We start from the raw sequence: 23,823 nt of genomic DNA, 5'->3' as shown, positions 1-23,823 counted from the left end.
CAATAAATTAACTATAAATTTGCAATATGAACCAAATGATACAACATTAACCGACTTATCCCGACAGACCAGGAGCCATCATGCAGCGTTCAATTGCAACCGTATCTATCTCTGGCACGTTGCCTGAAAAACTGGCCGCAATTTCGGCTGCTGGTTTTGACGGTGTAGAAATCTTTGAAAATGATCTTCTTTATTACCCAGGCTCGCCTGCCGATGTGCGAAAAATGGCGGCCGATCTCGGGCTGACTATTACATTGTTTCAGCCGTTCCGCGATTTCGAAGGCGCGTCGCGCCCGCAGTTTGCCAGCAATCTGGAACGTGCGCGGCGTAAGTTTGCCCTGATGCACGAGCTGGGGTGCAACACCATGCTGCTGTGTAGCAACGTGGCACCCGATTGTTCGCCGAATCTTGATTTGCAGGTCAGTGACCTCGCGCATCTGGCTGAATTAGCGAAGAAGAATGAAATCACCGTCGGTTATGAAGCGCTGGCGTGGGGCACCCATGTGAACCGTTATCGCCAGGCGTGGGAGCGTGTAAAACAGGTCAACAGCCCGGCGCTGGGGCTGGTACTCGACAGCTTCCATGTGCTTTCCCTTGGCGATCAGTTGATTAATCTCGACGATATTCCGGTCGATAAAATTACCTTCCTGCAACTGGCCGACGCGCCGCTGATGAAAATGGATGTGCTCGAATGGAGCCGCCATTTCCGCTGCTTCCCAGGCCAGGGTGAATTACCGGTAGTGGAATTTACCCGCTTGCTGACGGAAAAGGGCTACCGTGGCCCATGGTCGCTGGAGATTTTCAACGACAGTTTCCGCGCTACGCCAAATGCACCAACCGCCAAAGATGGTTATCGCTCGCTGCTTTGGCTGGAAGAGCAGACCTGGAATGCTAATCCGCAAATTGATGCGCAACTATTCCATAGCGCAACCCAGGCCAGTTACCAGGGTATCGAGTTTTTAGAATTTGCCACCGATGCAAAAGATGCACAGGCATTGGGCGAAGCACTGCAACCACTGGGTTTTGCACAAGCTGGTGAGCACCGTTCTAAGGATGTTTCACTGTGGCGCAACGGTGGAGTGAATGTGATTCTCAACCATCAGTCGCATAGCTGGGCCGATGAGTTTCATCGTCGCCACGGTGTTTCGCTGTGCGCGATGGCGTGGCGCGTGAAAGGGGCGGCAAATGTAGTGCAACGGGCGCAGGATTACGGTTACCCGATCTGGCATGAAAAGCATGGGCCAGATGAACGTGCGCTGGCGGCAGTGTGTGCGCCTGACGGTAGCCTGATTTATCTGATAGAGGCACCAGAGCAGGGTGAAAGCGATATTTATCAAACCGATTTTAACCTTTCAGAAACCACCAACCAGGGCACTTTACTTGGGATTGATCATCTGGCGTTAGGGCTGGTAGAAGGCAGCCGTGATAACTGGATTATGTTTTTCCGCGCGGTATTCGGCTTTGAACTGGATAACGAACTGAGCGTGCCAGATCCGTATGGTCTGGTCAGAAGCCAGGTGATGCACAGCCCTTGTCACTCGATCCGCTTGCCGCTGAATATGTCGCACAGCCTTGATACGCAAATTGCCCGTTCGGTTGCCAGTTATCAGGGCACGGGCCTGCAACACGCCGCGTTTTCCTGTGATGATTTGCTCGCGACGGTAGAAGGACTGCAATCACAAGGGCTGAAATTGCTGCCGATTCCGGCAAACTATTATGACGATTTGCTGGCGCGTTACGGGGCAAATAACCCATTGCTGCAAGGTCTTGATCGCCTGGATATTCTTTATGAACAAGATGCGCGCCAGCATGAGTTTTTGCATGCTTATACGCCACCTTTCCGCCCGGACCGTTTCTTCTTTGAATTAGTTGAACGGCGAGGGGATTATCAACAATACGGTGCAACCAACGCCGCCGTGCGGTTGGCCGCCATGCAAATGCGTTAATAGGATTTACAACAATAAATGAACCTTAAGGTTCAATAAGACACCTGTACCCTACAAATAACCGAGGTAAAAACCATGGCGAGTTATGGCCAGGGCGACATCGCTGCCCAGAAAACTGGTGTTGTAAAAAGAACCCGTACCCGAATGGTTATCCTGACCCTTCTGGCTATCGGAACCATGATTAACTATCTCGACCGTACCGTGCTTGGTATTGCAGCACCGCAACTGAGTGCCGATCTTGGCATCGGTGCAGCAACGATGGGGATTGTGTTCTCGGCGTTTGCCTGGACTTACGCGGCAATGCAAATCCCAGGCGGCATCTTCCTTGACCGCTTTGGCAATAAAGTCACCTATGCGCTGGCGCTGTTTTTCTGGTCGGCATTTACCCTGTTCCACGGTTTAACCGTTGGCCTGAAAACGCTGCTGCTATGCCGCTTAGGTTTAGGGATTAGTGAAGCACCATGCTTCCCGGTGAACAGTCGCGTGGTGGGGAAATGGTTCCCGCAGCATGAACGTGCACGCGCTACGGCGGTTTATACCGTTGGGGAATACATTGGCCTTGCTGCGTTTGCGCCGTTGCTGTTCTTTATTATGGAAACCTTCGGCTGGCGCGCGTTGTTTATCACCGTTGGCGTCGTGGGCATTTTGTTTGTGCTGGTGTGGTGGCGCTTTTATCACGAACCGCACGAGTCCAAAACTGCCAACAGTCTTGAGCTTGAATACATCGGTCACGATCTCAAAGAGGCCGAGCCTGAACCGAAGATGAACTTTAGCTGGGCGAATGTCGCAAGGCTTATTAAATGCCGCCAAATCCTCGGTGCGGGCATTGGCCAGTTTGCCGGGAACACGACGCTGGTGTTCTTCCTGACCTGGTTCCCAACCTACCTTGCTACCGAACGCCATATGCCATGGCTGAAAGTGGGCTTCTTCGCCATTTTGCCGTTCCTTGCCGCCGCAGTGGGTGTGATGTTTGGTGGCTGGGTCTCCGACCAAATCCTCAAACGTACCGGTTCGGTGAATATCGCCCGTAAATTGCCAATCATTTCTGGGTTGTTGATGGCCAGTCTGATTATTTCGGCTAACTGGATGCCAACCGATGCGCTGGTGATTACGGTGATGTCGGTAGCGTTCTTTGGGCAAGGCATGGTGGGACTCGGCTGGACGCTGATATCTGATATGGCCCCGAAAAATTTAGCGGGCTTAACCGGCGGGTTATTTAACTTCTGCTCAAACCTGGCCTCTATTATCACGCCACTGATTGTTGGTTTTATCGTTGCGGCGACCGGTAACTTCTTCTACGCGCTGGTGTACATCGGCGGTGCCGCGTTGCTGGGCGTATTCGCTTACGTCTTTATTCTTGGCGATATCAAACGTATTGAGCTGGCGGACTAATTATGGATATCAGTGGCAATACGCGTTTAATCGCCCACCTGGGCTACCCGACAACCACTTTCAAAGCACCGATGATTTATAACCCCTGGTTTGAAGAGCAAGGCATAGATATCAAAGTGGTACCGATGGGGGTGAAAGCAGAAGACTATGTGCAGTTGATTCCTTCTCTCTTTCGCATGACCAATATTATTGGCGCGTTGGTGACGATGCCGCATAAAGTTTCGACTTGTGAGCTAGTTCACACTATGAGCCCAACGGCGCAAATTGCCGGGGCGTGTAATGCCATTCGCCTTGAGGCGGACGGCTCATTGCGTGGCGATATGTTTGATGGCGACGGTTTCGTGCGTGGCGTGTTGCGCAAAGGTATTCAGGTGGGTGGAGCTCGTGCATTAGTCGTGGGTAGCGGTGGCGTGGGTTCCGCTATTGCAGCGTCTCTGGCGGCTGCCGGGGTTGATACGTTGGCGCTGTTTGATAGCCGGGCTGAAAGTTGCGAAGAGCTGGCAAAACGGCTACGTAGCCATTATCCGTCTCTTAAGGTGCTTACCGGGTTGCGCAACCCGAAAGAGTTTTCCATTGTCGTTAACGCAACGCCGTTGGGTATGAATGCCGGTGACGAATTACCGGTGGATGTTAGCTCGATAACGCCCGGAACCTTCGTGGGAGAGGTGGTAATGAAGAGCGAAATCACGCCATTTTTGCAGGCAGCCATGAAAAGAGACTGCCAGATACAACCTGGAACAGATATGTTGTTTGAGATGATTCCTGCATATATGGAGTTTTTTTGCCTGCCAGAAGTGACGCCAGAAGCATTGCGTCGCGTAGCTAAAATTGATTACTAACAACTGGTTAAGGTAGCTGTAGATGGGGGCGAAAGGATGCCATTCGCACCCCCTAAACGAAACGGTAAATGAGACGTAATTTAGCTATAGAGCTGTGGACGGCTAAAATAATCCTTGTCATTCATCGCCTAAGCATGAGTTAATACGCCCCATCGGTTTGACGTACAGACCTTTAAAGCAACCTAGTAAAGCAGTCCTTCAAGAGTCATCCCTGGATACCCTTTGTCGTGTGCTCCTCTACCGCTTCATAAAATCTGTAAAGCATACCAAATCGCCGTAAGGCACACTCAATTCAAAAGGTAATACACATGTCTAACAAAATGACTGGTCTGGTAAAATGGTTCAACGCTGATAAAGGTTTCGGCTTCATCACTCCAGACGACGGTTCTAAAGACCTGTTCGTTCACTTCTCTGCAATCCAGAACGACGGTTACAAATCTCTTGATGAAGGCCAGAAAGTTTCCTTCACCATCGAGAACGGCGCTAAAGGCCCAGCAGCTGGTAACGTAACTAGCCTGTAAGGTTAGCGTTAACTAAGCTCTAAAGAATTTAAAAACCCGCTTCGGCGGGTTTTTTCGTTTCTGTCCGATACGGTTCCCCACCGGATCACTTGTTGAAAATTTACTCATTCCACTCTATAGTAAGCGTACGGAAAAATACCGTACATAATTTCCGATGCCAACGCGAGCAGTTATGGAGTGCACTATGTCAGCATTAAAAAAACAGCGCATCGATCTCAGATTAACTGACGACGACAAGAGCTTAATCGAAGAAGCTGCGGCAATGTCCAACCAGACTATCACTCAGTTTATGGTAGCCAGCGCTTCTGAACGTGCTGCACAAGTCATTGAGCAACATCGCCGTCTGGTTCTTAATGAAGAATCGTGGGATTTGGTGATGGAGGCTCTCAGCAATCCGCCTGCACCGAACGCCAGGCTTAAAAGTGCCGCTAAACGCTTACAAAATATGGAGTAATGCGTGGCTGACATGATGATTGAGATTTTTTCGCAGGATGCTGAATACGATTTTTCCGGCTTCGATTGCGGTGAAGAATCGTTGAATACTTTTCTAACCAATCATCTTGCACGTCAGCATAGTGGCCGTATCTTACGCGGCTACTTGCTTGTTGCTAAAGAGCAGAAATCGAAAGTGTTCGGCTACTATACGTTGTCGGGCAGCTGCTTTGAAAAGGCGACACTTCCGTCGAATACCCAGAAGCGGCAAGTCCCTTATGCCAATGTTCCCAGCGTCACGTTAGGGCGCCTGGCGGTTCATAAAAATCTTCATGGGCAAGAGTGGGGCACAACGCTTGTCACGCACGCGATGAAAACGACCTGGCTTGCATCACAGGCGGTGGGGATTCACGGAATGTTTGTGGATGCCATTAACGCGGGGGCGATGCAGTTTTATCTCAAACTCGGATTTACTGCATTGGTAGGCGACAATGCGAATTCGCTTTTCTACCCCACTAAGTCCATCGAACAGTTGTTCGCAGAATAAGAAGACTTCATTTTAAGGTGGATGGCGTTCATGCTTATCCACCCTATGATTTACTGTTTTGGCGATTCCGGAACACAGGATTTCGGGTCAAACACCGTTCTCCAGTCCTGCTTCATATCCACTACCGTCCAACCTTTTTCCTTCGCCACCGTTAACCCTTCAACCAGTTTTCCGCTGGCTGGTGGATGACTGTCGTACGCATATTCACGTTTTGCATCCGTATGGTGGACCAGTAAGCCGAAAGTTTTGTAGTCCGGGTTTGCTGCGGTGTACTGCATCATCGCCAAATCGCCGTCACTGTTACCAAATGCTGCAACCGGGCGTTGGCCCATAAATAGATGAATGGCGACCGGCTTGGCGGCAGCGTCGTCGTTAAACGCGCCTTTCATGGTTTTACGCAGTTGCGTGCCGTTGTCCGTTAGCGAAAACTCACTCAGTGAGAATGATCCCACCACTTGTTCTGGCGGGATGCCGTACATCCTCTGCGCCACGACACGCATAAAATCGATGCCGCCGCCGGAAATAATCCACGTTTTAAAACCATTGTCGCGCAGGTAGTCGAGCAACTGACGCATCGGTTGGTAGCCCATCTGGTCGTAATGGCAGCCAAAACGGTTATCACGATGACTGGCTACCCAGTTACTGACGCGTTGGTCGAATTCATCCGTGGTGATATTGCTGTGCGTTATCTCGAGCAGTTGCATCAGTCCTTTTTCACCTGCGGCGGCAACGCTTTGCAAATCGTTGTTCAGCACAGCACTTACAATCGGGTCGCTCTTCCATTCAGGATGCTGTGGAGCAAGGCGTTTCACTTCATCAATTGCAAACTGTAGCTGGAAGGTCAGAGGTGCTTCAGGCCACAAAGTACCGTCGTTATCAAACACAACGTAGCGTTTCTCCGGCGGAATAAAGGTCGAGCGATCTTTGTTGGTTGCGTTTTGCACCCATTGCTCAATCGCTTGTTTCGCGGCGGTATCGTTCCAGGCAGAGAGCGGGTCGGCAGCCTGAGCTGTGCCAATAGCGCTGAAGATCAGAGCGCTGAGTAATAATTTATTTTTCATCGTTCACCCCTTTTGGTGGGAGTCAGTTCGGGCAGTTGAACCGGGCTCCAGAAGCGTCGCCAGGCATGATGCAGGTATTTCAGGCAGCGCATGAGCAGGCGTCGCGTAAACCAGATGAGTAGCAAAAGGAAGGCAATGGCGCTGATAACCAGCACGGTTTGCCATTTATCCTGGCCTGTCGTGCCGCGTAGTGCCGATTCGCTACCCGCCGCGCGTGCTTGTGCGACTGGCATCGTTGAACCGGGTAGTTGCGCGACTTGCCATTGCTGATTGGCGGTATCCCACCAACGCAATTTAATGGGAGGTAGCGTGATGGTTCCTGCCTGTGAGGGTAGATAACGCAATGTCTCTTCACGCTGTGCGCCTTCGATTTCGCCGCGCCCAGATTTCAGCATCGTGTTTACAGGCGTCAGGCGCTGCGTTTCTGTACCTGGAATGGCGTACAGCAATTGCGGGATTTGCGTCGCCACAATCCCGTTAGCTTTCACTGTGACAATGCGTTCTACGACATCTCCGGCGTGCAGAGTCGTGTCTTTACTGGCGTGATACTGAGTGATTTTTTGGCTTAACGTTAAGTTGCTGGCAGGTAAGAAACGGTCTGGCTGCTCAACGCCTTTCGGCCAGACCACCTCTTTTTTCAACTCTGGCAATTGCACCGTTACCGGCGGCTGGTTTGGTGATGTCAGCGTAATTTCTACCGCAGGCAGACGCAGCACGCCTTGATCCCATGCCGTGACCTGTTTTTCCAGGCGAATCCCGCTCCAACTGATGCCATTTTTCTGGCGGCTTAACAGCTGGTTTGGTAGCGGTGTGCTCATTAACGAGCCGTTTTCGATTTTAAAATCAGGCCACTCAGGCGGCGGGTTAAACCAGCTATCTGTCCAGAAAGTAATAGCGATACGTACCGGCTGTCCCGGCACAACATGTTGCGGCATCTCGAGTTCACGTGTGATGTCCATTGCTGCACGGGCTGGAAGTACCGCCAGCAAAAGCAGAATCAACAAGGCTCTCATGATGTCTCCTCCGTATTGGCGCGGTAGAGATTTTCCAGCAGGCCGGACGGGGAAACTTCGAGGTTTTCAAACCATTGGTTAACCTGCGGGCTGCTGCTTTCAACCGGTTGAATATCCTTTTGATTCACGCCCTGATCTTTCTTCAAATCATGCTTAATCTCATCGGGTTTGTAGTCTTGCTCTTTGCCTTGGGCCGCCTGGCGATCGCGCTCTTTTTGCCGCAATTCCATAATGATTTTGGCGATTGCAGCTCGGTTTTGTTGCGCCATTTTCCAGTCTGGTCGCAGGCTTAACGCGCGGTCATAGCTGTTGATTGCCTGTTGCCACTGCTTTTGCTGGGCATAGCTATTACCCGTCCATAACAGGGTTTCAGCGGTTTGTGGTGCCTGGTGAAATGCTGAAGTGGCGGCGACAAAATCCTCCGCCCGGTAGTAAGCAATGCCTTGCCAGAGTGGGTCCTGGAAGCGTTCAGCCGCTTTTTTGTAATCACCATTTTTGAAAGCTACCTGCCCCTGCATATCCGGGCTAATCCACGCATCCTGCCATGCGGCCTGGCTTTGTGGCAGATAGAGCAGTGGCACCAATACAATGAGCCAGCAAATCAACTGACGCCGCCCAAGCAACAACAAAATCAGCATCGGGATAACCAGCAGATAGCCGCTATTTTTCCAGTGCAAATCACCGCGTGCATTATTCTGCGCACTGACCGATTGCTGGATATGACTGGTGATGACGGATAAATCGCTGTCGTCACTGGTCACAAGCGTTACGGGAATACCTCCGTCGCGAATCTGACTAAAACGTTCGACGTTAAGTCGGGTATCAATGCCGCGCTGGGCGTAGCTTTCCGGTAGTTCGCCGCCGCGAGCGGTGCCTGGAACCCAGATTTGAATCGGCGCTTTAAGTTGTGCGAGCCAGGCCGCGTCCTGCGCTGAAACGGTGTCGGCGACCAGCAAAATATTGCGCGGCATATTCGGTGTGGCTGGCATGCTTTTCAGCGCAAGGGCGATGGCCTGCTTCAGTCCCGATCCTTCACCTTCTGGCAGTAAATTCGGGCTTTGGGCATGCAAAAACAGCGCGTAAAACGATGGGTCTGAAGTGAGCGGGGTCGTTAAATATGCATGGCTGTTGTACACCACCAGGCCGAAATGCGTGCCGGTAGAGCGGTTCATTAAATCCATGATTTTGCTTTGCATACGCTGGTGGCGGCTGGGTGCGAGATCCTGCGCGTACATTGCCGGGTCTTGTTGCAGAACCACCATCATATTGCTTTGCTGCGTTAAAGCCGCAGGCAATTCGCGTTGCCATGTTGGGCCTGCCAGCCCGATAACGCCTAGTGCGCACAGCCATGGTAAAACCTGAGTGATTCGTTTCTGCCGCCCGATAATCAGCGCCTTAGCGAAAGGCTTGTCCATAATCTTGTGCCAGGCGCTGCGCTGCCCGGTGCTGATAAACCACAACAGAGCGCAAATCAGCAGGCCGAGTAGCCGCCAGGGATAAACAAAATGGAAATCACTCATGCTGTTTTCCCCCGAACAAAACGACCGATAGCGAGCAAAATCAGCAATACCAGCGCGAGCATTAGCGGCCACTGAAACAGCGGAATATGCCACGACCAGCCGATGGATTTCACCTGCACCGGCGTGATGGCGTCGATTTCCTTCCAGACGCTATCGAGCGCCGCGCCGGAGCCTGCGGCAGTCCAGGATTTGCCTCCGGTAATGCGTGCAATTTCCTGCATTAGCGGGAGGTCGACTTTGTCATCGCCGGTGCTGTTGAGGTCGCCAAAAGCAATGGTATGCACCTGAACATGATGTGTTGCGGCCAGTTGCGCGGCAAGCGGTGGGGCTAATTGCGAGGCGGTGTCGTTGCCATCGGTGAGCAAAATAGCCAGTTTGCTGGCGTCTTTGTTGGTGGTGCTGTCGAGCAGTTTCACACCCACGCCTAATGCGTCACCAATCGCGGTTTGCTGACCAATCATGCCGGGAGCCAATTGGTTGATACGGGTTTGTAGCGCCTGTTTATCTTCGCTGACTGGCGCAAACGGCCAGGCCGAACTGGCAAAAATCACCAGCCCGATGCGGTCAGTTTTACGCGCCGCGACGAATTTACGCACCGATTCCTGAACCGCCTGTAAACGTGTGATCCCGCCCTGCACGTCGTTTTTGCCCATCGAACCGGAGACATCAAGAATTAGCACCACATCGCGCATCGGTTTTTGAATATGCTGTGGTGGCGTCAGGTATTCCGGGCGCGATAGGGCGGCGAGCAACAAAAGCCACACCAGCCAGAACATCAAGCCTGCAAATTTGCTGCTGCGCACCGGCTGGCTATTGAGCTTTAGTTCATCAATTAGTTCTGGCAGAAACGGCACGCGAACGTGCTCTTTCACTTCGCGGTCTTGTGGCAAAAAATAGCGACCAATCAATGGCAAGAAAATCAATAACCAGGCCCACGGCCAGGCGAAATCTATGCGGCTCAGAAACTCAGACATACGGCAGTTTCTCCAGCCAGTTTTTCAATTGAGTTTGCAGGCGTGCAACCTGGCTTGCGTCGAGTTGGTTATCCGGCTGGCAATATTTGGCGCTCAGTTGCTGGCGCAAATCGGCGTCGATTTCCACCTGTTGCAAGAGTTGTTCTGGGGAAAGCGTGTGGCTAATTTGGCTGCGCGGCTGGTGCATCAGCAGAATGCGTTTGATCAGTTCCAGCCAGCTATCGGCGCTGTGGGGTTGTTGTAATGCCGCCAGCGCTTCACGACGCCACACATTGCGCCGCCAGCGTGCGAGGCGAAATAACCCAAATATCATCAGCGCGATAAGCAATACGCCGCCGAGAACAAACCAGCCTGGCGGCAGCGGGAACCAGGAGAAACTTTTTGGAAGCGCCGGGTTTAACAGCTCCGGCACGCTAAATCCTTTCTCCAGCATTCAGACTCCCTTTTGTAGCTGCTTGAGAAGATCCTGCGCGACCACTATCTGATTTACGCGGATCCCAAGTCGTGTGAGCCGGTTTTGCAGGCCGGAAAGTCGGGAAGTTATGCTCTGCGCAATCTCATCTTTTAAGCTGGGTGAAAGGGAGAATGCAGCTTCACGCCCCTGATAACTGGCGGCCAAATCACCTTGCGCGGGCAGTTTAAGATGGAGATCGTCGAGGATCACAAAGGCGCTTATCTCGCAGCGTCGTCTCAGGGCTGCAAGTAATGCCTCACTCGGCGCATCCAGATCGTGGAAATCGCTGATGACAGCCACCCACGATCCGCTGGGGATCAGCTGAATTGCGTGTTGTAGTACGTGAGTCAACGTGACAGAGGCAGGCATTTCATCGGGATAGCGTTCGGGTAACTGTTGGTTGTATTGCAGCACATCATCAAGTACGGCAGGGAGATTGCTCTTCGGAGAGCGGCATTTTTGCAGGCTGTATTGGGTATCGCTGAAAATCGCGCTACCCAGACGATCGCCATCATGCCAACTGCGCCATGCCAGCAGGCCAGCAATTTTGGCGGCGGTGACGGATTTGGTTTGCCCACGAGTGGCAAAAAACATATCCAGGCGTTGGTCGACTATCAAGAAAACCGGGCGCTCGCGCTCTTCGTTGTAAAGCCTGATCCATGGCGATCGCAGGCGCGCTGTAGCTTGCCAGTCGATCAACCGCACATCATCGCCGGGTTGATAGCGCCTGAGGCTGTCAAAATTAAGCCCACGCCCCTGTTGGCGTGATACGCGTTCACCTGCAAGCGCCCCCGGTGGGATTTGCCCCGGCGGGTTTGATAGCAGCCGCGCTTCGCCTGCCAGTGCCATCAGGGTTTTTCTGTCCACCTGCAATGCGCTGTCCATCACGCTACCACTGCATCAAGCAACATCCGAATCACATCATCTGGCGAGCAGTTATCGGCGTTGGCCTGGTAGCTGAGCATCAGACGGTGGCGCAACACCGCAGGTGCGACATGTTGAATATCTTCCGGCAATACTGCGTCACGGCCTTCAAGCCAGGCCAGCGCCCGACCGCAACGGTCAAGTGCCAGTGTGCCGCGCGGGCTGACGCCAAAAGTAATATAACTGGCGAGAGTATCGCTAACACCTTGTGGATGACGGGTCATATCCACCAGGTTCACGATGTAGTTTTCAATAGTTGGGGCGACGTAAACCGCAGAGATTTCCTGCCAGCAGGTGGCGATATCGGCTTGCGATAACATTAGCGTTTCTGGGGGGGTTACAGGCTGTTGGGCAGACGTTGCGAGGTATTTTTGCTGTTGCTCTGTGCGCACCAGTTGCATCACTTTTTGTTCGTTCGCTTTGGATGGGTAATCCACCAGGACTTTCATCAGGAAGCGGTCAAGCTGGGCTTCTGGTAAAGGCCAGGTGCCTTCCTGGTCGACCGGGTTTTGCGTCGCCAGCACCATGAAAATGCCCGGTAGCGGCCAGGTTTTCCCGGCCACGGTGACATGGCGCTCTTCCATCGCTTCAAGCAGTGCTGACTGCACGCGTGCTGAAGCACGGTTTATCTCATCGGCAAGAATGATGTTGCCAAACACCGGGCCTGGGCGAAAACGGAACTGGTCTTCTTCACGGGTGGCATTTTGCTGGTAAATCTCGCTGCCGGTGATGTCCGACGGCAGCAAATCCGGCGTGAACTGAATGCGGCGGAATTCGCCTTCAACGTGATTAGCGAGTTCACGCACCGCACGTGTTTTTGCAAGTCCCGGCAAGCCTTCGAGCAGCACGTGCCCGTCACACAGCAGGGCGACAATCAACATGCGTACCAGCGATTCTTGCCCAAGAACTTGTTCGTTCATGCGCTGCTCAAGCTCAAGCAGTTTCTCTCTGTTAGTCATTTGCGTAATCCTGCAAAGTCGCGTTTCAAAAGAGTGGCAAGCCCAACAAGAATCGGCTCGGCGTAATTGAAGAAAGCTTTGATTCCGGGGCAAAGATAGTTCAGCCCTTGCTCGCCGTCCGGCGTGCGGACAAGTCGATTTTTCGGGCACTCGCCCCAGCACAATTTCAGGTACGGGCACTGCTTACAGTATTCCGGCAGGGTCTCTTTTTTACCCATGCCAAAGGCTTTCTGCCGCTCGGAAAAGGCCAGATGGGCGAGTTTGGTGTTTTCGATATTGCCTATCTGGTATTCGGGATAAACGTAGTGGTCGCAGGAATAGATATCGCCATTTTTTTCGATTGCCAGACCTTTGCCGCAAAATTCAGAAGCGGTACAAATTTGCGCGGGCATGCCCATGGTTTGGGCGACGGCGGTTTCGAACAGGTTGACCTGCACGCGACCTAAATCGTTGTTTACCCACTCTTCAAATACCGTTTTCAGGAAGGTGCCCCAGTCTTCAGGGTCAACGGACCAGTCCGTAACGATGGAGTCCAGGTCGCCTGGTTTTGCACGACGCGTGCCTGTAATCGGGATGGTTTCATCGCGCCAGAACTGCGGCGCGGTGACTTTGAAATCAACAGGTTCAACGCACGGATTGAACTGCACGTAGGTAGCACCCAGTTCGCGGGTGACAAAGCGGTAAACTTCTAGCGGGAAACGAGCATTGGTGCGGTTTACAGTGACGAGTGCATTGAAAGGGACTTTGTATTTTTTGAGCGCTTCAACGCCTTTCATCACTTTGTCGAAAGTCGGTTTGCCGCTGCGCGTGACGCGATAGCGGTCGTGCAATTCTCGTGGGCCGTCGATCGACAGGCCAACCAGAAAACGGTGTTCTTTGAGGAATTCAGCCCATTTGTCATTAATCAGCACGCCATTGGTTTGGAGGTCGTTTTCGACGCGCTGGCCGGGCTTTTGATACTGCTTCTGGAATTTGACGACTTTTTCAAAAAACTCGAGACCCATCAACGTGGGTTCGCCACCTTGCCAGGAGAAAACCACTTGTTCGCCATCTTGCCCGTCAATGTACTGGCGAATGAAGTTTTCCAGTACTTCGTCGCTCATGCCAGTGTGGCGGTCTTGATGCAGCAGATCTTCTTTACTCAGGTAAAAACAGTAGGTGCAGTCGAGGTTGCAGGTGGAGCCGCTCGGTTTCGCCATGACGTGAAATCGGCGTTTGTATTCAGGGCCTTTGCCATCGTATTTTTCAGCAGACGGTAATGCTTTAACCGGCAATGTAGTGCTGTATTTCATGGCTATCCCCTAAAAAAACCGGGCAGTTTCCCACCCGGTTGACTGATTTAATTATTCGCGTTGGAGCCTTGTTCAATCATCGCCGCTGCATCGGAAACCGTGAAGGAACCCGGTTTCTGGCGCGGTGGGTAGTCTTTAAAGGTCGCCAGCATCTCTTTCACGTATTTCTGAGCGCCGCCCATCAGGAACATGCGGTCATAGAACCAGCTCTGATAACCCATACCGTCAGAAGCTTTTTCTAACGGATCCACTTCCAGGTCGAAGATCATTGGCGCACGTAGTTTCGTGAACGGATAACGCCACAGATCAAGCCCGGTGTGTTCCTGAATCATGAAGTGTGCTTTCCAGCGGCCGTAACGAATGGCCAGCAAGTCGCCGTCATCGCTCCAGTAGAAGAACTCTTTGCGAGGGTCTTCGCCTTTGCCTTGTAGGAAGTCGAGTTGGTTATAGCCGTCAAGGTGGACTTTGTAGGTGATTGACGGTGTTTTGTAGCCTTGCAGTAGTTGCTCTTTGATATCCGGGACGCCAGCCGCCGCGACCAGTGTTGGGAACCAGTCATTACTGCCGAAGATATCGTTAATCAAGGTGCCCGGTTTGATATGCCCCGGCCATTTGATCATTGCCGGTACACGGAAGCCGCCTTCCCAACCGGTATTTTTCTCGCCACGGAATGGCGTGATACCTGCGTCAGGCCAGGTTGCCGTCATCGGGCCGTTATCGGTGGTGTAGAGAATGATGGTGTTGTCTTCGATACCGAGATCTTTAATCTTCTGCAGTACCTCGCCGACCATCTTGTCATGCTCAACCATGCCGTCTGCATACGTCCCAAGACCCGTTACGCCGATACTGGCATCTTTCAGGTGTGTTTTGTTGTGCATGCGCGTGGTGTTAAACCAGGTAAAGAATGGCTTACCGGCTTTGGTCTGGCGCTCCATAAAGTCGTTGTTGGCTGCGAGAGTCTCTTCATCGACTGTGCCCATACGCTTGACGGTAAGAGGGCCGGTATCTTCAATTTTGCCGTCGGCGGTGCTCTTAATGACGCCGCGTGGGCCAAATTCTTTACGGAATTCAGGATCTTTCGGGTAGTCCGGGTTTTCGGGTTCTTCTTCAGCATTCAGGTGGTAGAGATTACCGAGGAATTCATCGAAACCATGTGCAGTTGGCAGGAATTCATCGCGGTCACCAAGGTGGTTTTTACCAAACTGACCGGTGGCATAACCGAGTTGTTTAAGGATGTTGGCAATGGTCGGGTCATCTTTGCTCAGACCCTGTGGCGCGCCAGGCATACCGACTTTACTCATCCCGGTACGGAATGGCATTTGCCCGGTAATGAACGAAGAACGCCCTGCTGTGGAGCTTTGCTCTGCATAATAGGAGGTGAATTTGGCACCTTCATTAGCAATGCTGTCGATGTTCGGTGTTTTATAACCCATCATTCCCTGGTTATAGGAACTGATATTCCAGTAACCAATATCATCACCGAAAATAACCACGATGTTGGGTTTTGATGTGTCTTGTTTCGGTGCATTTTCGGGCGAGGCGGTAGCAGGAGCGGCATTAACAGAGGACACTGCGCCAGACATCAAAGTAAGCATGCTGGCAATCATTGTCCTTTTGAAAGGGACGTTGTTAAGCATCTTTGGGACTCCGTTCATTTAGGGGACTGAATGAGTATAGTCAAGGGTTGAAACTTGCTATTACATTATGAATTACCATGAAAAATTCATAATTAAGAGTGTTGCAACTATTATTAAATTGAAAAACAAGAAGGGTTATCTAACTGATTGATACTTAATAAATGAAGATATATACAGTACCATTTGGGACTAAAGGGATTCTTAACAAATTAGTTTAATATTAAACGTCAGAGCCTAAAGTTGAATGAGATTTGTGAGGGGATTAAAAGAAATGACCGGGAGGGTTTCCCTTTTCCCGGTGGATTATAATTAGCAAAGTTAAGATATATCACATGATTAAATTTGATTTTTTCTTGTGATTATTAACATTTAAAAGCAAACGCGGTTTCTGCCATTTTTCTTAGCTTTATAAAGCTGCTGATCTGCCTGTTCTACTAGTGCTTCCAGTGCCATTCCCTCTTGCCATTGTGCAATACCCTGGCTGATGGTGAGCACTGAAGAGACGTCTGAACCCTTATGAAGAATGTGGGCATGAGCAATATTTTGCTGAATCCTGTGGCTTATCGCTTTGACCTGAGAAATATCATCACACACCGTCAGTACAACAAACTCTTCACCTCCGAAACGAAACGCACTATCGCTCTCTTTTCTTAGTGATTTCTCAATGCATTGTGAGACTTTTATCAGGCATTTATCGCCTGCAACATGGCCGTATACATCGTTGTATTGCTTGAAAAAATCAATATCCATAACAATCATGAACAGCTTTTTTTTATTCCCGGAAAGTGAGCTTACGCATTCTTCAAAGAAGCGAGTCAGGCTCAGGCGGTTAAATAGCCCGGTTAAAGCGTCATAGTGCGCCTGCTGTACCAGTTTTTTGATCAGGATATTTTTTTCATATTCACTGCGCTGCACACGCTGATACCACTCGAGCAAAATGTAGCGCGCGGAGTAGATAACCAGCAGCATGATGATGGCACCGATAAATTGTGGCAGGCTGAAGTTATGTTTTAAGAAAACTTCAACATACAGCAGTGAAAGCACCAGCGGTGTAGAAAAGAGAAATAGCAGTCGGCCAGAGATGAAGAACGTTATCGTGGCGGGTAATAACACCATGATGGTCATCATTAATGTGATGAGCGGGCTTTGGTAGTAGAGCGTAAAGTTGAAGAATAATACCGCCCACAACAATCCCAAAACCAGCACAATGGCGGGAAGGATTTTGTGATAAAAACCCTCGTTAATGTTCTTCTTTATATTAACGGTCACAATCAGGTTTATTAATGAAAGTGACATGATACAACCACAGAGAATTTGTAATACTAATGGGAGGGATTCCAGACCATTGTGGTGGGTATCGCGTAAGAATAACCAGGCGCAGAAAATGATATTTAGTGACAAAAACCACATGTAGCCTTTGGTACTGGTAATGACGTTTTCGCCAGTGCTGTGATTAATGTCCACAGGTACAGCTCCTTTAATAAATTTAACTAATCCATTTAATAATACCGTGCATGCATAAGTGATACCACCAATTGAAGTCCACATCTGGTAACTCGTTAACATCTCTCCATTTATCTTGAATATGCTTAATGCTGGTCTATGCTCAAAGCAGATATTAGACGAGTGCGATTAATCTCGTGTGATTGAATAATAAAACAAAATTCTTTCCTTTCCGGGTGATGAATATGATTAGGGCGCTGCTGATTTTTTTGGCATGGACAACTCTGTACGCCTCTTGCGCGCTGCAAGCGGCTGAACCACGGCAACTACCTTCCGAGCAAGATAAAGCACGCACGGTTTATATCTTTCATCAACCGATTGTCATGTTGCAGGCAAAGTTTGGCCTGACCACTCCTGAGGAACGCGTATTGCGTATCCGCCAGACTTTACGTTCGTTACATGAAGACGACATCAGCCAGCCGGTGCAAATCACTCCGGTAAAACGCTATAACCAGCAGGGGCGGCTATTCACGATTAATGGCAAGGTGTTGATGTTACTGACCGAAGGCGATCTGGATGAGGGCGATGACTTAACACTCGACCAGGCTGCTCAACGTGTATTAGTGCGTCTTGATGAACAAAGAACGTCACTCAAAGATCAATATTCTTCCTCCTATCTTGCCATCGCGACGGTAAAAACCGTGGCGGCCACATTCGCTTTAGGTGTGCTGTTCTACGGCGCATTCAAGTCTTGGAAAAGAGTCAAACGCTACTTTGAAGGGAGAGTCAGTCAGAGAAAGGGCTTAATCCCGGCTAAATGGCGCGAGTTAGTGGGGGCCGTGGAAGGCTATCTTTACGGTTTGCTTATGATTTTATTGGGAATCGCCGCATTTTATGTCTGGTTGAGTTGGATCTTCCTGCTTTACCCGTGGACGCGAGTCTGGGGGGAATCGTTAGGTGACTGGTCGATTGGTGTTATTCAGAAAATTGCCTTATCGATAGTTTCGGCCTTCCCCGGTTTATTAATTGTTTTGATTATCTTTTTACTAACCGCATTTATCCTCAAGTTACTGAAAATACTCTTAGCACGTGTTGAAAGCGGCAAATTGACGGTGCCTGGTTTGCATCCGGAAACGGTCGGAGCCACACGCAAACTCATTTCCGTGATGGTTTGGCTGTTCGCACTTTCAGCCGCTTACCCGTTCTTGCCAGGTGCGAACTCGCTAGCTTTTAAAGGCATCAGTGTGTTCTTCGGTTTGATGCTAACGCTCGGCTCGGCAGGGGTGATGAACCACGCCATGAGTGGCCTGGTGCTGACCTATTCCCGTGCGCTGCGCAAAGGCGATGTCATTCGTATTGGCGATAACGAAGGGCTGGTGAATGAAGTCGGTATGCTGGCAACCAAAATCCTCACACGTGAAAACTACATCGTCACGGTGCCGAATGCGGTGGTCGTGAGTGGGAAAATCACTAACCTCAGCGCTCAGAATCCAGGTTCTGGCGTCAATCTGACAACCAGTGTCACTATCGGTTACGACACGCCCTGGCGGCAGGTTCACGCCATGCTGGAGCTGGCTGCTAAACGTACACAAGGCATTGATCCCAGTACACCACCGCTGGTTCGCCAGCTCAATTTGATGGACTGGTACATCGCATACGAATTACAGGTCAAATTACGCGTGGGTGAATCATTGGCTGGCGTGAAGAGCGAATTGCACAGCCATATTCAGGATGTGTTTAACGAATTCAACGTGCAGATTATGTCGCCGAATTTTGTTAACCAGCCGGAAGGTGCGGTGATGGTGGCGCGTGATAACTGGTTTGCTGCGCCTGCCACCCAGCCTGAGAAGCCTTCGTGAAAAGGTCTGGCTATTCGTTAGCACTGCTTCTTGGCGTGGGCTTGTCACAGCCATTGGTCGCCAGTGCCAGCGGGCTGATTGATGAGGTGGACGGTATGCTGGATATGAGCGAATACCTTAGTGACAACCGTTACGGCTTTTTGCCGGTCCCGGTGGTGATAACCGAGCCTGCGGTAGGTTACGGCGGCGGATTGTTTGGCCTTTTCTTGCATGATACGCCGGACAGTGAAGCCGGGAAAAACCATCCCGGTGGAAAAACTATCCCGCCTGCAGTCACGGCTTTCGGTGGGGGCGCGACGCAAAATGGCACCTGGTTTGTTGGCGGTGGTCATCGCCATACCTGGAACAATGACAGCATCCGTTATTTGGTCGCACTCGGTTATGCCGATGTAAATCTTGATATTTATTCAGGTGACGTTGCAGGATTCTCTCGAGGAAAGGGCATCAGTACGCAAACCAAAGGCTACGGCGGTATGCAAAAATTGCAGTTCCGAGTAGCTGATACGCCATTCTTTATCGGCGCTTCACAGTTTTACGCAGATACCAAAATCTCTGCGGATAACCCGGTTATTAGCCGCGCATTGCAGCGTGTTTTGGGTGAGGAGAGCGCTTCTTCAGCGCTTGGGTTGGTCATGGAATATGACACCACCGATAACTTTTTCTACCCGCACAACGGGCTGTCAGCCACGGCGGAATACCAGTTTTATAGCAGCTTCCTCGGTGGTGATTACCGCTACGACATGTTGACGCTCGACGGCAAATATTTCCAACCGCTTGGCACCGATTTCACGCTGGTGCTGGCCGGGAATTATCAGTCACTTTCAAACCATGACCGGCATTTGCCACCGATGGCACGGCCCTATATCAAATTGCGAGGCATCTCGCAGTATCGCTATCAGGGAGATTATGTCAGCACTGCGCAAACCCAGCTTGAATGGCAAATGACGCCGCGCTGGGTGTTGCAGGGTTTTGTGGGGGCAGGAAGCGCCAGCAAAGAGGCCGACGATCTGTTTAATAAAACCGAAGTGGCGTATGGCGGTGGGTTTCGCTACCTGATTGCGCGCAAGTTTGGATTGCACACCGGGATTGATGTCGCCTTTAGCGACAGCGAACAAGCCGTTTATTTCAATGTGGGGGCGGGGCTATAGAGGGAATTTGCCGCCTGACTGACCATGCAAATATCAAAGAGAACGCCATGAAGAAAATCCAAAAGAGTGTGCAGCAGTGCCGAGTAATTGCGCTGCCGCTACTGTTTTTATCCGGTGCGGCGTTTGGTGCGACGACGGACACTGCGACAGACAGCAGCACGTTTCCCATCTGGGGAGATGAAGCGCGTGCGCGCGGATATTCTATTCCGCTGCCGTTTGGTGTGAATCTCAGCTATATGAATATTCGCCAGAATGTCGACGTTGATAGCATTACTTTCTCAGGGTTGAAGCTTGGCGCGCACCCCATTCCCAGCGATATGTTTGCCATTGATGTCGGCCATACGCGCGAGCGCAGTAAAACTGAAAACCTGCGCCTCGATATGTGGGTGTTCCCGTTTTTAAATATTTATGGGCTGATGGGTTACACCAAAGGCTCGTCGGTTTCGAACGTATCGGTGGATGCCGATCCGTCGCGTTATACCGGCATTGACCGGATTATTGCCTCGTCGGTGCACAGCCTCAATCAGAGCGGTGATTTACAGAACATCGATTTCACTCTCGATTTTGAAGGCGTTACTTATGGCACCGGCATTACGCTTGCGGGTGGGTATAAAAACTGGTTTACGCTGGTGGACACCAACTACACGCGTACCAATTTCGATATTCTGGATGGCAAAATCTCAGCCCTGACCGTATCGCCACGTGTTGGGTATCGTTTCGATATGCCGCAAATTTCCGGGCCATCGCATTTAAGCGTGTGGGTCGGGGCGATGTATCAGGACGTCCAGCAGGAGTTCAAAGGCAATCTATCTGACTTGCATATGCCTGCCGAACTTCAGCCGCTTATCAATTCAGTAAATAAAGATGACGATGGACGCTTTGACGTTAAACAGCATCTCACTTCGCCATGGAACACGTTGATTGGTGCGCAATATGAACTTACGCAAAACTTTAACGTGCTGACGGAGATTGGTTTTAACGAGCGTAATAGCTTCTTCATCGCAGGCGAATATCGATTCTAATGAAGAAACGTGGCGCGCTATTTTTGGGCTTATTAAGCCTGATGAATATACCGACGGACGCGGTTGCCATGACGCGCGAGGAGATTGACGGTTTTCTGGGAAAGCTGGGGGCTGATAATCAGTATGACCCCAGTAAAGGCATTGACTGGAGCGTGTTGCCGGGGCCGTTTTATACCCCTGAGTTGAAACTTGGTCTGGGGACTGCCATCGCAGGAGTGTACCGAGTTGATCCCAACGATCATGTCACGCAAAACTCGTCGGTGTCGTTTACCGGTTTTGTGAGTACTAGCGGTGCGTTAGGGCTTGGCATGAGGAATTACACTTTCTTTGCGGGGGATGAATGGCGGCTGTTTATTGATGGATCGCTTGCGAAGATCCCGACCGGTTTTTGGGGTATCGGGTACGATGCGGCGCAGGGTGATGAGCAGAAATACACGCAACAATCGATTAGCCTTCAACCGCAGATCATGCGCCAGGTGGTTGATGATCTGTATGCCGGTTTGGGTTGGGATTTTTCAACGTATGACGCTGAAAATATTGATGATCAACATCCCGGTGATAACTTCTCCCGCTACAACGTAAATGGAAATTCGCTAAGTTCAGGGATCACGGCGACTATCAACTACGATTCTCGGGATGTGATAACCCGGCCGCAACGTGGGCAGTTCTTTAGTGCCGAATACAGTATTTTTGATCCTGCCCTTGGCTCGGATAACCACTTCACCGTTTTGCAGCTGCAATATAATTATTACCTTCCGCTAAACAATCAGGATGTGTTGGCGTTCGATCTTTGGGGCCGTTTTGCACGTGGCGATGTGCCATGGGATCGCTTGTCGCAGGCCGGGGACGATAATCGGATGCGTGGCTATTACCAGGGGCGTTATCGCGATAAAGACGTGGTCAGCACACAACTGGAATACCGTAAAAAACTTAACTGGCGACACGGTTATGTGCTGTGGGTTGGCACGGGCGCATTGGGTGATAGCCCACATAATCTTTCAGACAACCCGCTGTTACCTACGGTCGGCGCGGGGTACCGCTTCGAGGTTAAGCCTGATATGAATATTCGCCTCGACCTGGGGTTTGGCAAAGAGAGTGCCGGGTTTTACTTTCAAGTTGCGGAGGCATTTTAATGCAGCGCTGGATTTTTTCTCTGCTGCTCGGTGTGGCATCCCTGAGTTTTGGCGCATCAGCGAAATCAGCAGATATCTTGCCCATTGAGAAGGCGAGGCGAGTATGGCCGATAACACAAGAGCTCACGGCTCCTGAGTCTTTACGGCCTTGCTGTGCCTTTGGATATGACCTGCAAGTTAGAGCCGTTGGTGTACCCATTCCGGTCTACCAGATTGGTAATATTCTGACGCTTACCTCCCTCGGGCATCATCGTTATAACGATAGCGCGTTGGGAGCGGTCAAAAATATTGTTGGTTTGAGTGAGGAGAAAAGTGGCCTCATTTACACTCGCCGTGGGGGTTTTATTGATATCGCCCATGTACGTGATACTGCTGATAACACCTTCTATCTTTTCACGCAGATCTACTCGCGGCTTGGCCAGGACTGGCGGCTGTTCTATAGCGAAGAATTGGGGGTCCGACGCATTCAGCTTCATGCGTTCAATCCACCCGCGTCCATGGTTGAACGCTATACGATTGCCGCCTGGCTTGCGGGGCATCTCGCGTTTCAGTTAGCGCAATGGCATGAGATTGCCCAGTGGTATGGATTCCAGTCGGTTCCGGGATTTTCCGAGGAGATCTCTGCTTTTTCACCCGAAGATCTCTATTCCAATTTATTGGGCGCGCGGCTGGCGATAAACGTGATTTTGCACGGACACGCCAGGTCAATTGAGTCTTACGATCATGCGATAGACAAGGCGTTGCACAAGGCATTGGTACAACTTGGCGCGGTCAGCAACACAGAATCAGAAAGAAAATTCCGCGAAGTGGACGGCGACTGGTGGAACAGCAAGCGCCGGGTGCCGGATAAATTTTTGGTGCTCAACCGTAACTATGATCTCAGCGAGAACCGTTACCCGACTCCAGTCCCATTTGAAAAGGCGAAGCCTTACCGCTTAGTGATGCCTGCGGCAGTTGCCGGGGTGACGATAAGTCAGCTTGGAGAATTGCAAATCCACACCGGCAGCGACATGCGTGGGCTTAGAGTACCGGAGAGTTTTTATCTTCCGGCACAGTTTCCAGCGCTGGCAGAACAAGCCAAATATGCCGATCAGATTCAGTTACAGCAGATGAAGAAGTGAGAACTATAAGTAATCGTTATTGGACGAACAGGCGATTGTTCGTTTTGATGTTGCAAATATGTTACTTGCTCTCTACCCAACATTTGGAAACCTCGCATGTTCACAATCAAAATTGACGATCTTTCGCATCCGGCGGTGCAGACATTAGTGGCCTATCATATTTCCGGCATGCTGGAACAGTCACCACCCGAAAGCAGCCACGCGCTGGATGTGCAAAAACTCCGCGACCCGGCAGTGACATTTTGGTCTGCGTGGGAAGGGGAGCAATTAGCCGGAATTGGTGCATTGAAAATGCTCGATGATGGGCATGGTGAGTTGAAATCAATGCGTACCGCGACGGACTTTTTACGCCGTGGTGTGGCAAACCAGTTTTTGCTGCACATTTTGCAAGTTGCGCGTGACCGTGGATTCCAGCGTCTGAGTTTAGAAACCGGAAGTCAGCCGGGCTTTGCTGCTTGCCATCAGCTTTATCTTAAGCATGGCTTTGTCGATTGTGAGCCGTTTGCTGATTATCAACTCGACCCAAATAGCCGATTTATGACGTTGGTTTTGTAGCGGGTTTAACGTAAAGCTACCCAAAAGTAAG

Annotated in this window: 22 protein-coding genes; 12 read left to right on the top strand and 10 right to left on the bottom strand. The window is 50.9% G+C overall.

The features are described 5' to 3' along the window. Nucleotides 1-80: 80 nt before the first annotated feature. The 6 genes from LVQ77_RS13950 to LVQ77_RS13925 all read left to right on the top strand — a co-directional run bounded on the left by LVQ77_RS13950 (nt 81) and on the right by LVQ77_RS13925 (nt 5,677). Entirely contained in the window at nt 81-1,946 is a 1,866-nt protein-coding gene (locus tag LVQ77_RS13950) for a bifunctional sugar phosphate isomerase/epimerase/4-hydroxyphenylpyruvate dioxygenase family protein (RefSeq protein WP_232904703.1), read from the top strand. 75 nt (nt 1,947-2,021) lie between these two features. Then, entirely contained in the window at nt 2,022-3,338 is a 1,317-nt protein-coding gene (locus tag LVQ77_RS13945) for an MFS transporter (RefSeq protein WP_151994149.1), read from the top strand. Nucleotides 3,339-3,340: 2 nt separating this feature from the next. Beyond that, nucleotides 3,341-4,177 carry a shikimate dehydrogenase family protein gene (locus LVQ77_RS13940; protein ID WP_232904702.1) on the top strand — a complete coding sequence of 279 codons (837 nt, stop codon included), beginning with the start codon at nt 3,341-3,343 and terminating at the stop codon, nt 4,175-4,177. Nucleotides 4,178-4,485: 308 nt separating this feature from the next. Continuing rightward, a complete protein-coding gene (gene cspE, locus LVQ77_RS13935) occupies nt 4,486-4,698 on the top strand; it encodes a transcription antiterminator/RNA stability regulator CspE (RefSeq protein WP_034461105.1) in 213 nt (70 codons plus the stop codon). Between the two features lie 184 nt (nt 4,699-4,882). Further along, on the top strand, nt 4,883-5,152 hold the full coding sequence (locus tag LVQ77_RS13930; protein ID WP_151994147.1) for a type II toxin-antitoxin system TacA family antitoxin: 270 nt from the start codon (nt 4,883-4,885) through the stop codon (nt 5,150-5,152). Nucleotides 5,153-5,155: 3 nt separating this feature from the next. Further along, nucleotides 5,156-5,677, top strand: a complete 522-nt coding sequence (locus tag LVQ77_RS13925) for a GNAT family N-acetyltransferase (protein WP_232904701.1) — start codon at nt 5,156-5,158, stop codon at nt 5,675-5,677. A 50-nt stretch (nt 5,678-5,727) separates the two neighbouring features. Here LVQ77_RS13925 and LVQ77_RS13920 read toward each other — a convergent pair whose 3' ends face one another. From LVQ77_RS13920 to LVQ77_RS13875, 10 genes are all read right to left on the bottom strand, one after another. Next, a complete protein-coding gene (locus LVQ77_RS13920) occupies nt 5,728-6,738 on the bottom strand; it encodes an HAD family hydrolase (protein WP_232904700.1) in 1,011 nt (336 codons plus the stop codon). Next, nucleotides 6,735-7,751: an oxygen tolerance domain protein gene (locus LVQ77_RS13915; protein ID WP_232904699.1), complete on the bottom strand. Its 1,017-nt coding sequence runs from the start codon at nt 7,749-7,751 to the stop codon at nt 6,735-6,737. Before LVQ77_RS13915 ends, LVQ77_RS13920 begins: the two co-directional genes overlap by 4 nt. Continuing rightward, complete coding sequence (locus LVQ77_RS13910) at nt 7,748-9,271, bottom strand: vWA domain-containing protein (protein ID WP_232904698.1); 1,524 nt, start codon at nt 9,269-9,271, stop codon at nt 7,748-7,750. Before LVQ77_RS13910 ends, LVQ77_RS13915 begins: the two co-directional genes overlap by 4 nt. Then, nucleotides 9,268-10,245 (bottom strand): VWA domain-containing protein, encoded by a 978-nt coding sequence (locus LVQ77_RS13905; RefSeq protein ID WP_232904697.1) that lies wholly within the window; start codon nt 10,243-10,245, stop codon nt 9,268-9,270. The genes LVQ77_RS13910 and LVQ77_RS13905 overlap by 4 nt, the downstream gene beginning before the upstream one ends. Next, nucleotides 10,238-10,678 (bottom strand): DUF4381 domain-containing protein, encoded by a 441-nt coding sequence (locus LVQ77_RS13900; RefSeq protein ID WP_232904696.1) that lies wholly within the window; start codon nt 10,676-10,678, stop codon nt 10,238-10,240. The genes LVQ77_RS13905 and LVQ77_RS13900 overlap by 8 nt, the downstream gene beginning before the upstream one ends. Continuing rightward, nucleotides 10,679-11,584 (bottom strand): DUF58 domain-containing protein, encoded by a 906-nt coding sequence (locus tag LVQ77_RS13895; RefSeq protein WP_232865441.1) that lies wholly within the window; start codon nt 11,582-11,584, stop codon nt 10,679-10,681. Further along, nucleotides 11,584-12,582: an AAA family ATPase gene (locus tag LVQ77_RS13890; protein ID WP_232904695.1), complete on the bottom strand. Its 999-nt coding sequence runs from the start codon at nt 12,580-12,582 to the stop codon at nt 11,584-11,586. The genes LVQ77_RS13895 and LVQ77_RS13890 overlap by 1 nt, the downstream gene beginning before the upstream one ends. Next, on the bottom strand, nt 12,579-13,874 hold the full coding sequence (locus LVQ77_RS13885) for an anaerobic sulfatase maturase (protein WP_232904694.1): 1,296 nt from the start codon (nt 13,872-13,874) through the stop codon (nt 12,579-12,581). The genes LVQ77_RS13890 and LVQ77_RS13885 overlap by 4 nt, the downstream gene beginning before the upstream one ends. Before the next feature lie 47 nt (nt 13,875-13,921). Continuing rightward, the gene (locus LVQ77_RS13880) at nt 13,922-15,511 is read right to left on the bottom strand and encodes an arylsulfatase (protein ID WP_232904693.1); all 1,590 of its coding nucleotides are present in this window, start codon (nt 15,509-15,511) and stop codon (nt 13,922-13,924) included. 369 nt (nt 15,512-15,880) lie between these two features. Continuing rightward, on the bottom strand, nt 15,881-16,975 hold the full coding sequence (locus tag LVQ77_RS13875) for a GGDEF domain-containing protein (protein ID WP_232904692.1): 1,095 nt from the start codon (nt 16,973-16,975) through the stop codon (nt 15,881-15,883). 224 nt (nt 16,976-17,199) lie between these two features. On the opposite strand from LVQ77_RS13875, the gene LVQ77_RS13870 reads away from it, so the two are divergent. The 6 genes from LVQ77_RS13870 to LVQ77_RS13845 all read left to right on the top strand — a co-directional run bounded on the left by LVQ77_RS13870 (nt 17,200) and on the right by LVQ77_RS13845 (nt 23,792). Next, a complete protein-coding gene (locus tag LVQ77_RS13870) occupies nt 17,200-18,813 on the top strand; it encodes a mechanosensitive ion channel family protein (RefSeq protein WP_232904691.1) in 1,614 nt (537 codons plus the stop codon). Next, nucleotides 18,810-19,961, top strand: a complete 1,152-nt coding sequence (locus LVQ77_RS13865) for a BamA/TamA family outer membrane protein (RefSeq protein ID WP_232865447.1) — start codon at nt 18,810-18,812, stop codon at nt 19,959-19,961. Before LVQ77_RS13870 ends, LVQ77_RS13865 begins: the two co-directional genes overlap by 4 nt. Nucleotides 19,962-20,008: 47 nt before the next feature. Next, entirely contained in the window at nt 20,009-20,983 is a 975-nt protein-coding gene (locus LVQ77_RS13860; RefSeq protein WP_232904690.1) for a putative outer membrane beta-barrel protein, read from the top strand. Next, entirely contained in the window at nt 20,983-22,116 is a 1,134-nt protein-coding gene (locus LVQ77_RS13855; RefSeq protein WP_232904689.1) for a BamA/TamA family outer membrane protein, read from the top strand. Before LVQ77_RS13860 ends, LVQ77_RS13855 begins: the two co-directional genes overlap by 1 nt. Beyond that, nucleotides 22,116-23,237 (top strand): DUF4056 domain-containing protein, encoded by a 1,122-nt coding sequence (locus LVQ77_RS13850; protein WP_232904688.1) that lies wholly within the window; start codon nt 22,116-22,118, stop codon nt 23,235-23,237. Before LVQ77_RS13855 ends, LVQ77_RS13850 begins: the two co-directional genes overlap by 1 nt. Nucleotides 23,238-23,333: 96 nt before the next feature. Next, nucleotides 23,334-23,792: a GNAT family N-acetyltransferase gene (locus LVQ77_RS13845; protein ID WP_232904687.1), complete on the top strand. Its 459-nt coding sequence runs from the start codon at nt 23,334-23,336 to the stop codon at nt 23,790-23,792. The last annotated feature ends 31 nt before the right edge of the window (nt 23,793-23,823 follow it).

Origin of the sequence: Buttiauxella cochleicola (assembly GCF_021282435.1) — a bacterium.
Lineage (GTDB): Bacteria > Pseudomonadota > Gammaproteobacteria > Enterobacterales > Enterobacteriaceae > Buttiauxella > Buttiauxella massiliensis.
The sequence above is the reverse complement of the archived record's forward strand: the minus strand, read 5'-3'. Positions and strand labels throughout refer to the sequence as shown.

Coding starts and splice junctions, on each gene's coding strand:
- LVQ77_RS13950 (WP_232904703.1), top strand. CDS start 81: ATGCAGCGTTCAATTGCAACCGTATCTATCTCTGGCACGTTGCCTGAA.
- LVQ77_RS13890 (WP_232904695.1), bottom strand. CDS start 12,582: ATGACTAACAGAGAGAAACTGCTTGAGCTTGAGCAGCGCATGAACGAA.
- LVQ77_RS13920 (WP_232904700.1), bottom strand. CDS start 6,738: ATGAAAAATAAATTATTACTCAGCGCTCTGATCTTCAGCGCTATTGGC.
- LVQ77_RS13915 (WP_232904699.1), bottom strand. CDS start 7,751: ATGAGAGCCTTGTTGATTCTGCTTTTGCTGGCGGTACTTCCAGCCCGT.
- cspE (WP_034461105.1), top strand. CDS start 4,486: ATGTCTAACAAAATGACTGGTCTGGTAAAATGGTTCAACGCTGATAAA.
- LVQ77_RS13895 (WP_232865441.1), bottom strand. CDS start 11,584: ATGGACAGCGCATTGCAGGTGGACAGAAAAACCCTGATGGCACTGGCA.
- LVQ77_RS13860 (WP_232904690.1), top strand. CDS start 20,009: ATGAAGAAAATCCAAAAGAGTGTGCAGCAGTGCCGAGTAATTGCGCTG.
- LVQ77_RS13940 (WP_232904702.1), top strand. CDS start 3,341: ATGGATATCAGTGGCAATACGCGTTTAATCGCCCACCTGGGCTACCCG.
- LVQ77_RS13870 (WP_232904691.1), top strand. CDS start 17,200: ATGATTAGGGCGCTGCTGATTTTTTTGGCATGGACAACTCTGTACGCC.
- LVQ77_RS13905 (WP_232904697.1), bottom strand. CDS start 10,245: ATGTCTGAGTTTCTGAGCCGCATAGATTTCGCCTGGCCGTGGGCCTGG.
- LVQ77_RS13850 (WP_232904688.1), top strand. CDS start 22,116: ATGCAGCGCTGGATTTTTTCTCTGCTGCTCGGTGTGGCATCCCTGAGT.
- LVQ77_RS13885 (WP_232904694.1), bottom strand. CDS start 13,874: ATGAAATACAGCACTACATTGCCGGTTAAAGCATTACCGTCTGCTGAA.
- LVQ77_RS13855 (WP_232904689.1), top strand. CDS start 20,983: ATGAAGAAACGTGGCGCGCTATTTTTGGGCTTATTAAGCCTGATGAAT.
- LVQ77_RS13910 (WP_232904698.1), bottom strand. CDS start 9,271: ATGAGTGATTTCCATTTTGTTTATCCCTGGCGGCTACTCGGCCTGCTG.
- LVQ77_RS13880 (WP_232904693.1), bottom strand. CDS start 15,511: ATGCTTAACAACGTCCCTTTCAAAAGGACAATGATTGCCAGCATGCTT.
- LVQ77_RS13945 (WP_151994149.1), top strand. CDS start 2,022: ATGGCGAGTTATGGCCAGGGCGACATCGCTGCCCAGAAAACTGGTGTT.
- LVQ77_RS13900 (WP_232904696.1), bottom strand. CDS start 10,678: ATGCTGGAGAAAGGATTTAGCGTGCCGGAGCTGTTAAACCCGGCGCTT.
- LVQ77_RS13845 (WP_232904687.1), top strand. CDS start 23,334: ATGTTCACAATCAAAATTGACGATCTTTCGCATCCGGCGGTGCAGACA.
- LVQ77_RS13930 (WP_151994147.1), top strand. CDS start 4,883: ATGTCAGCATTAAAAAAACAGCGCATCGATCTCAGATTAACTGACGAC.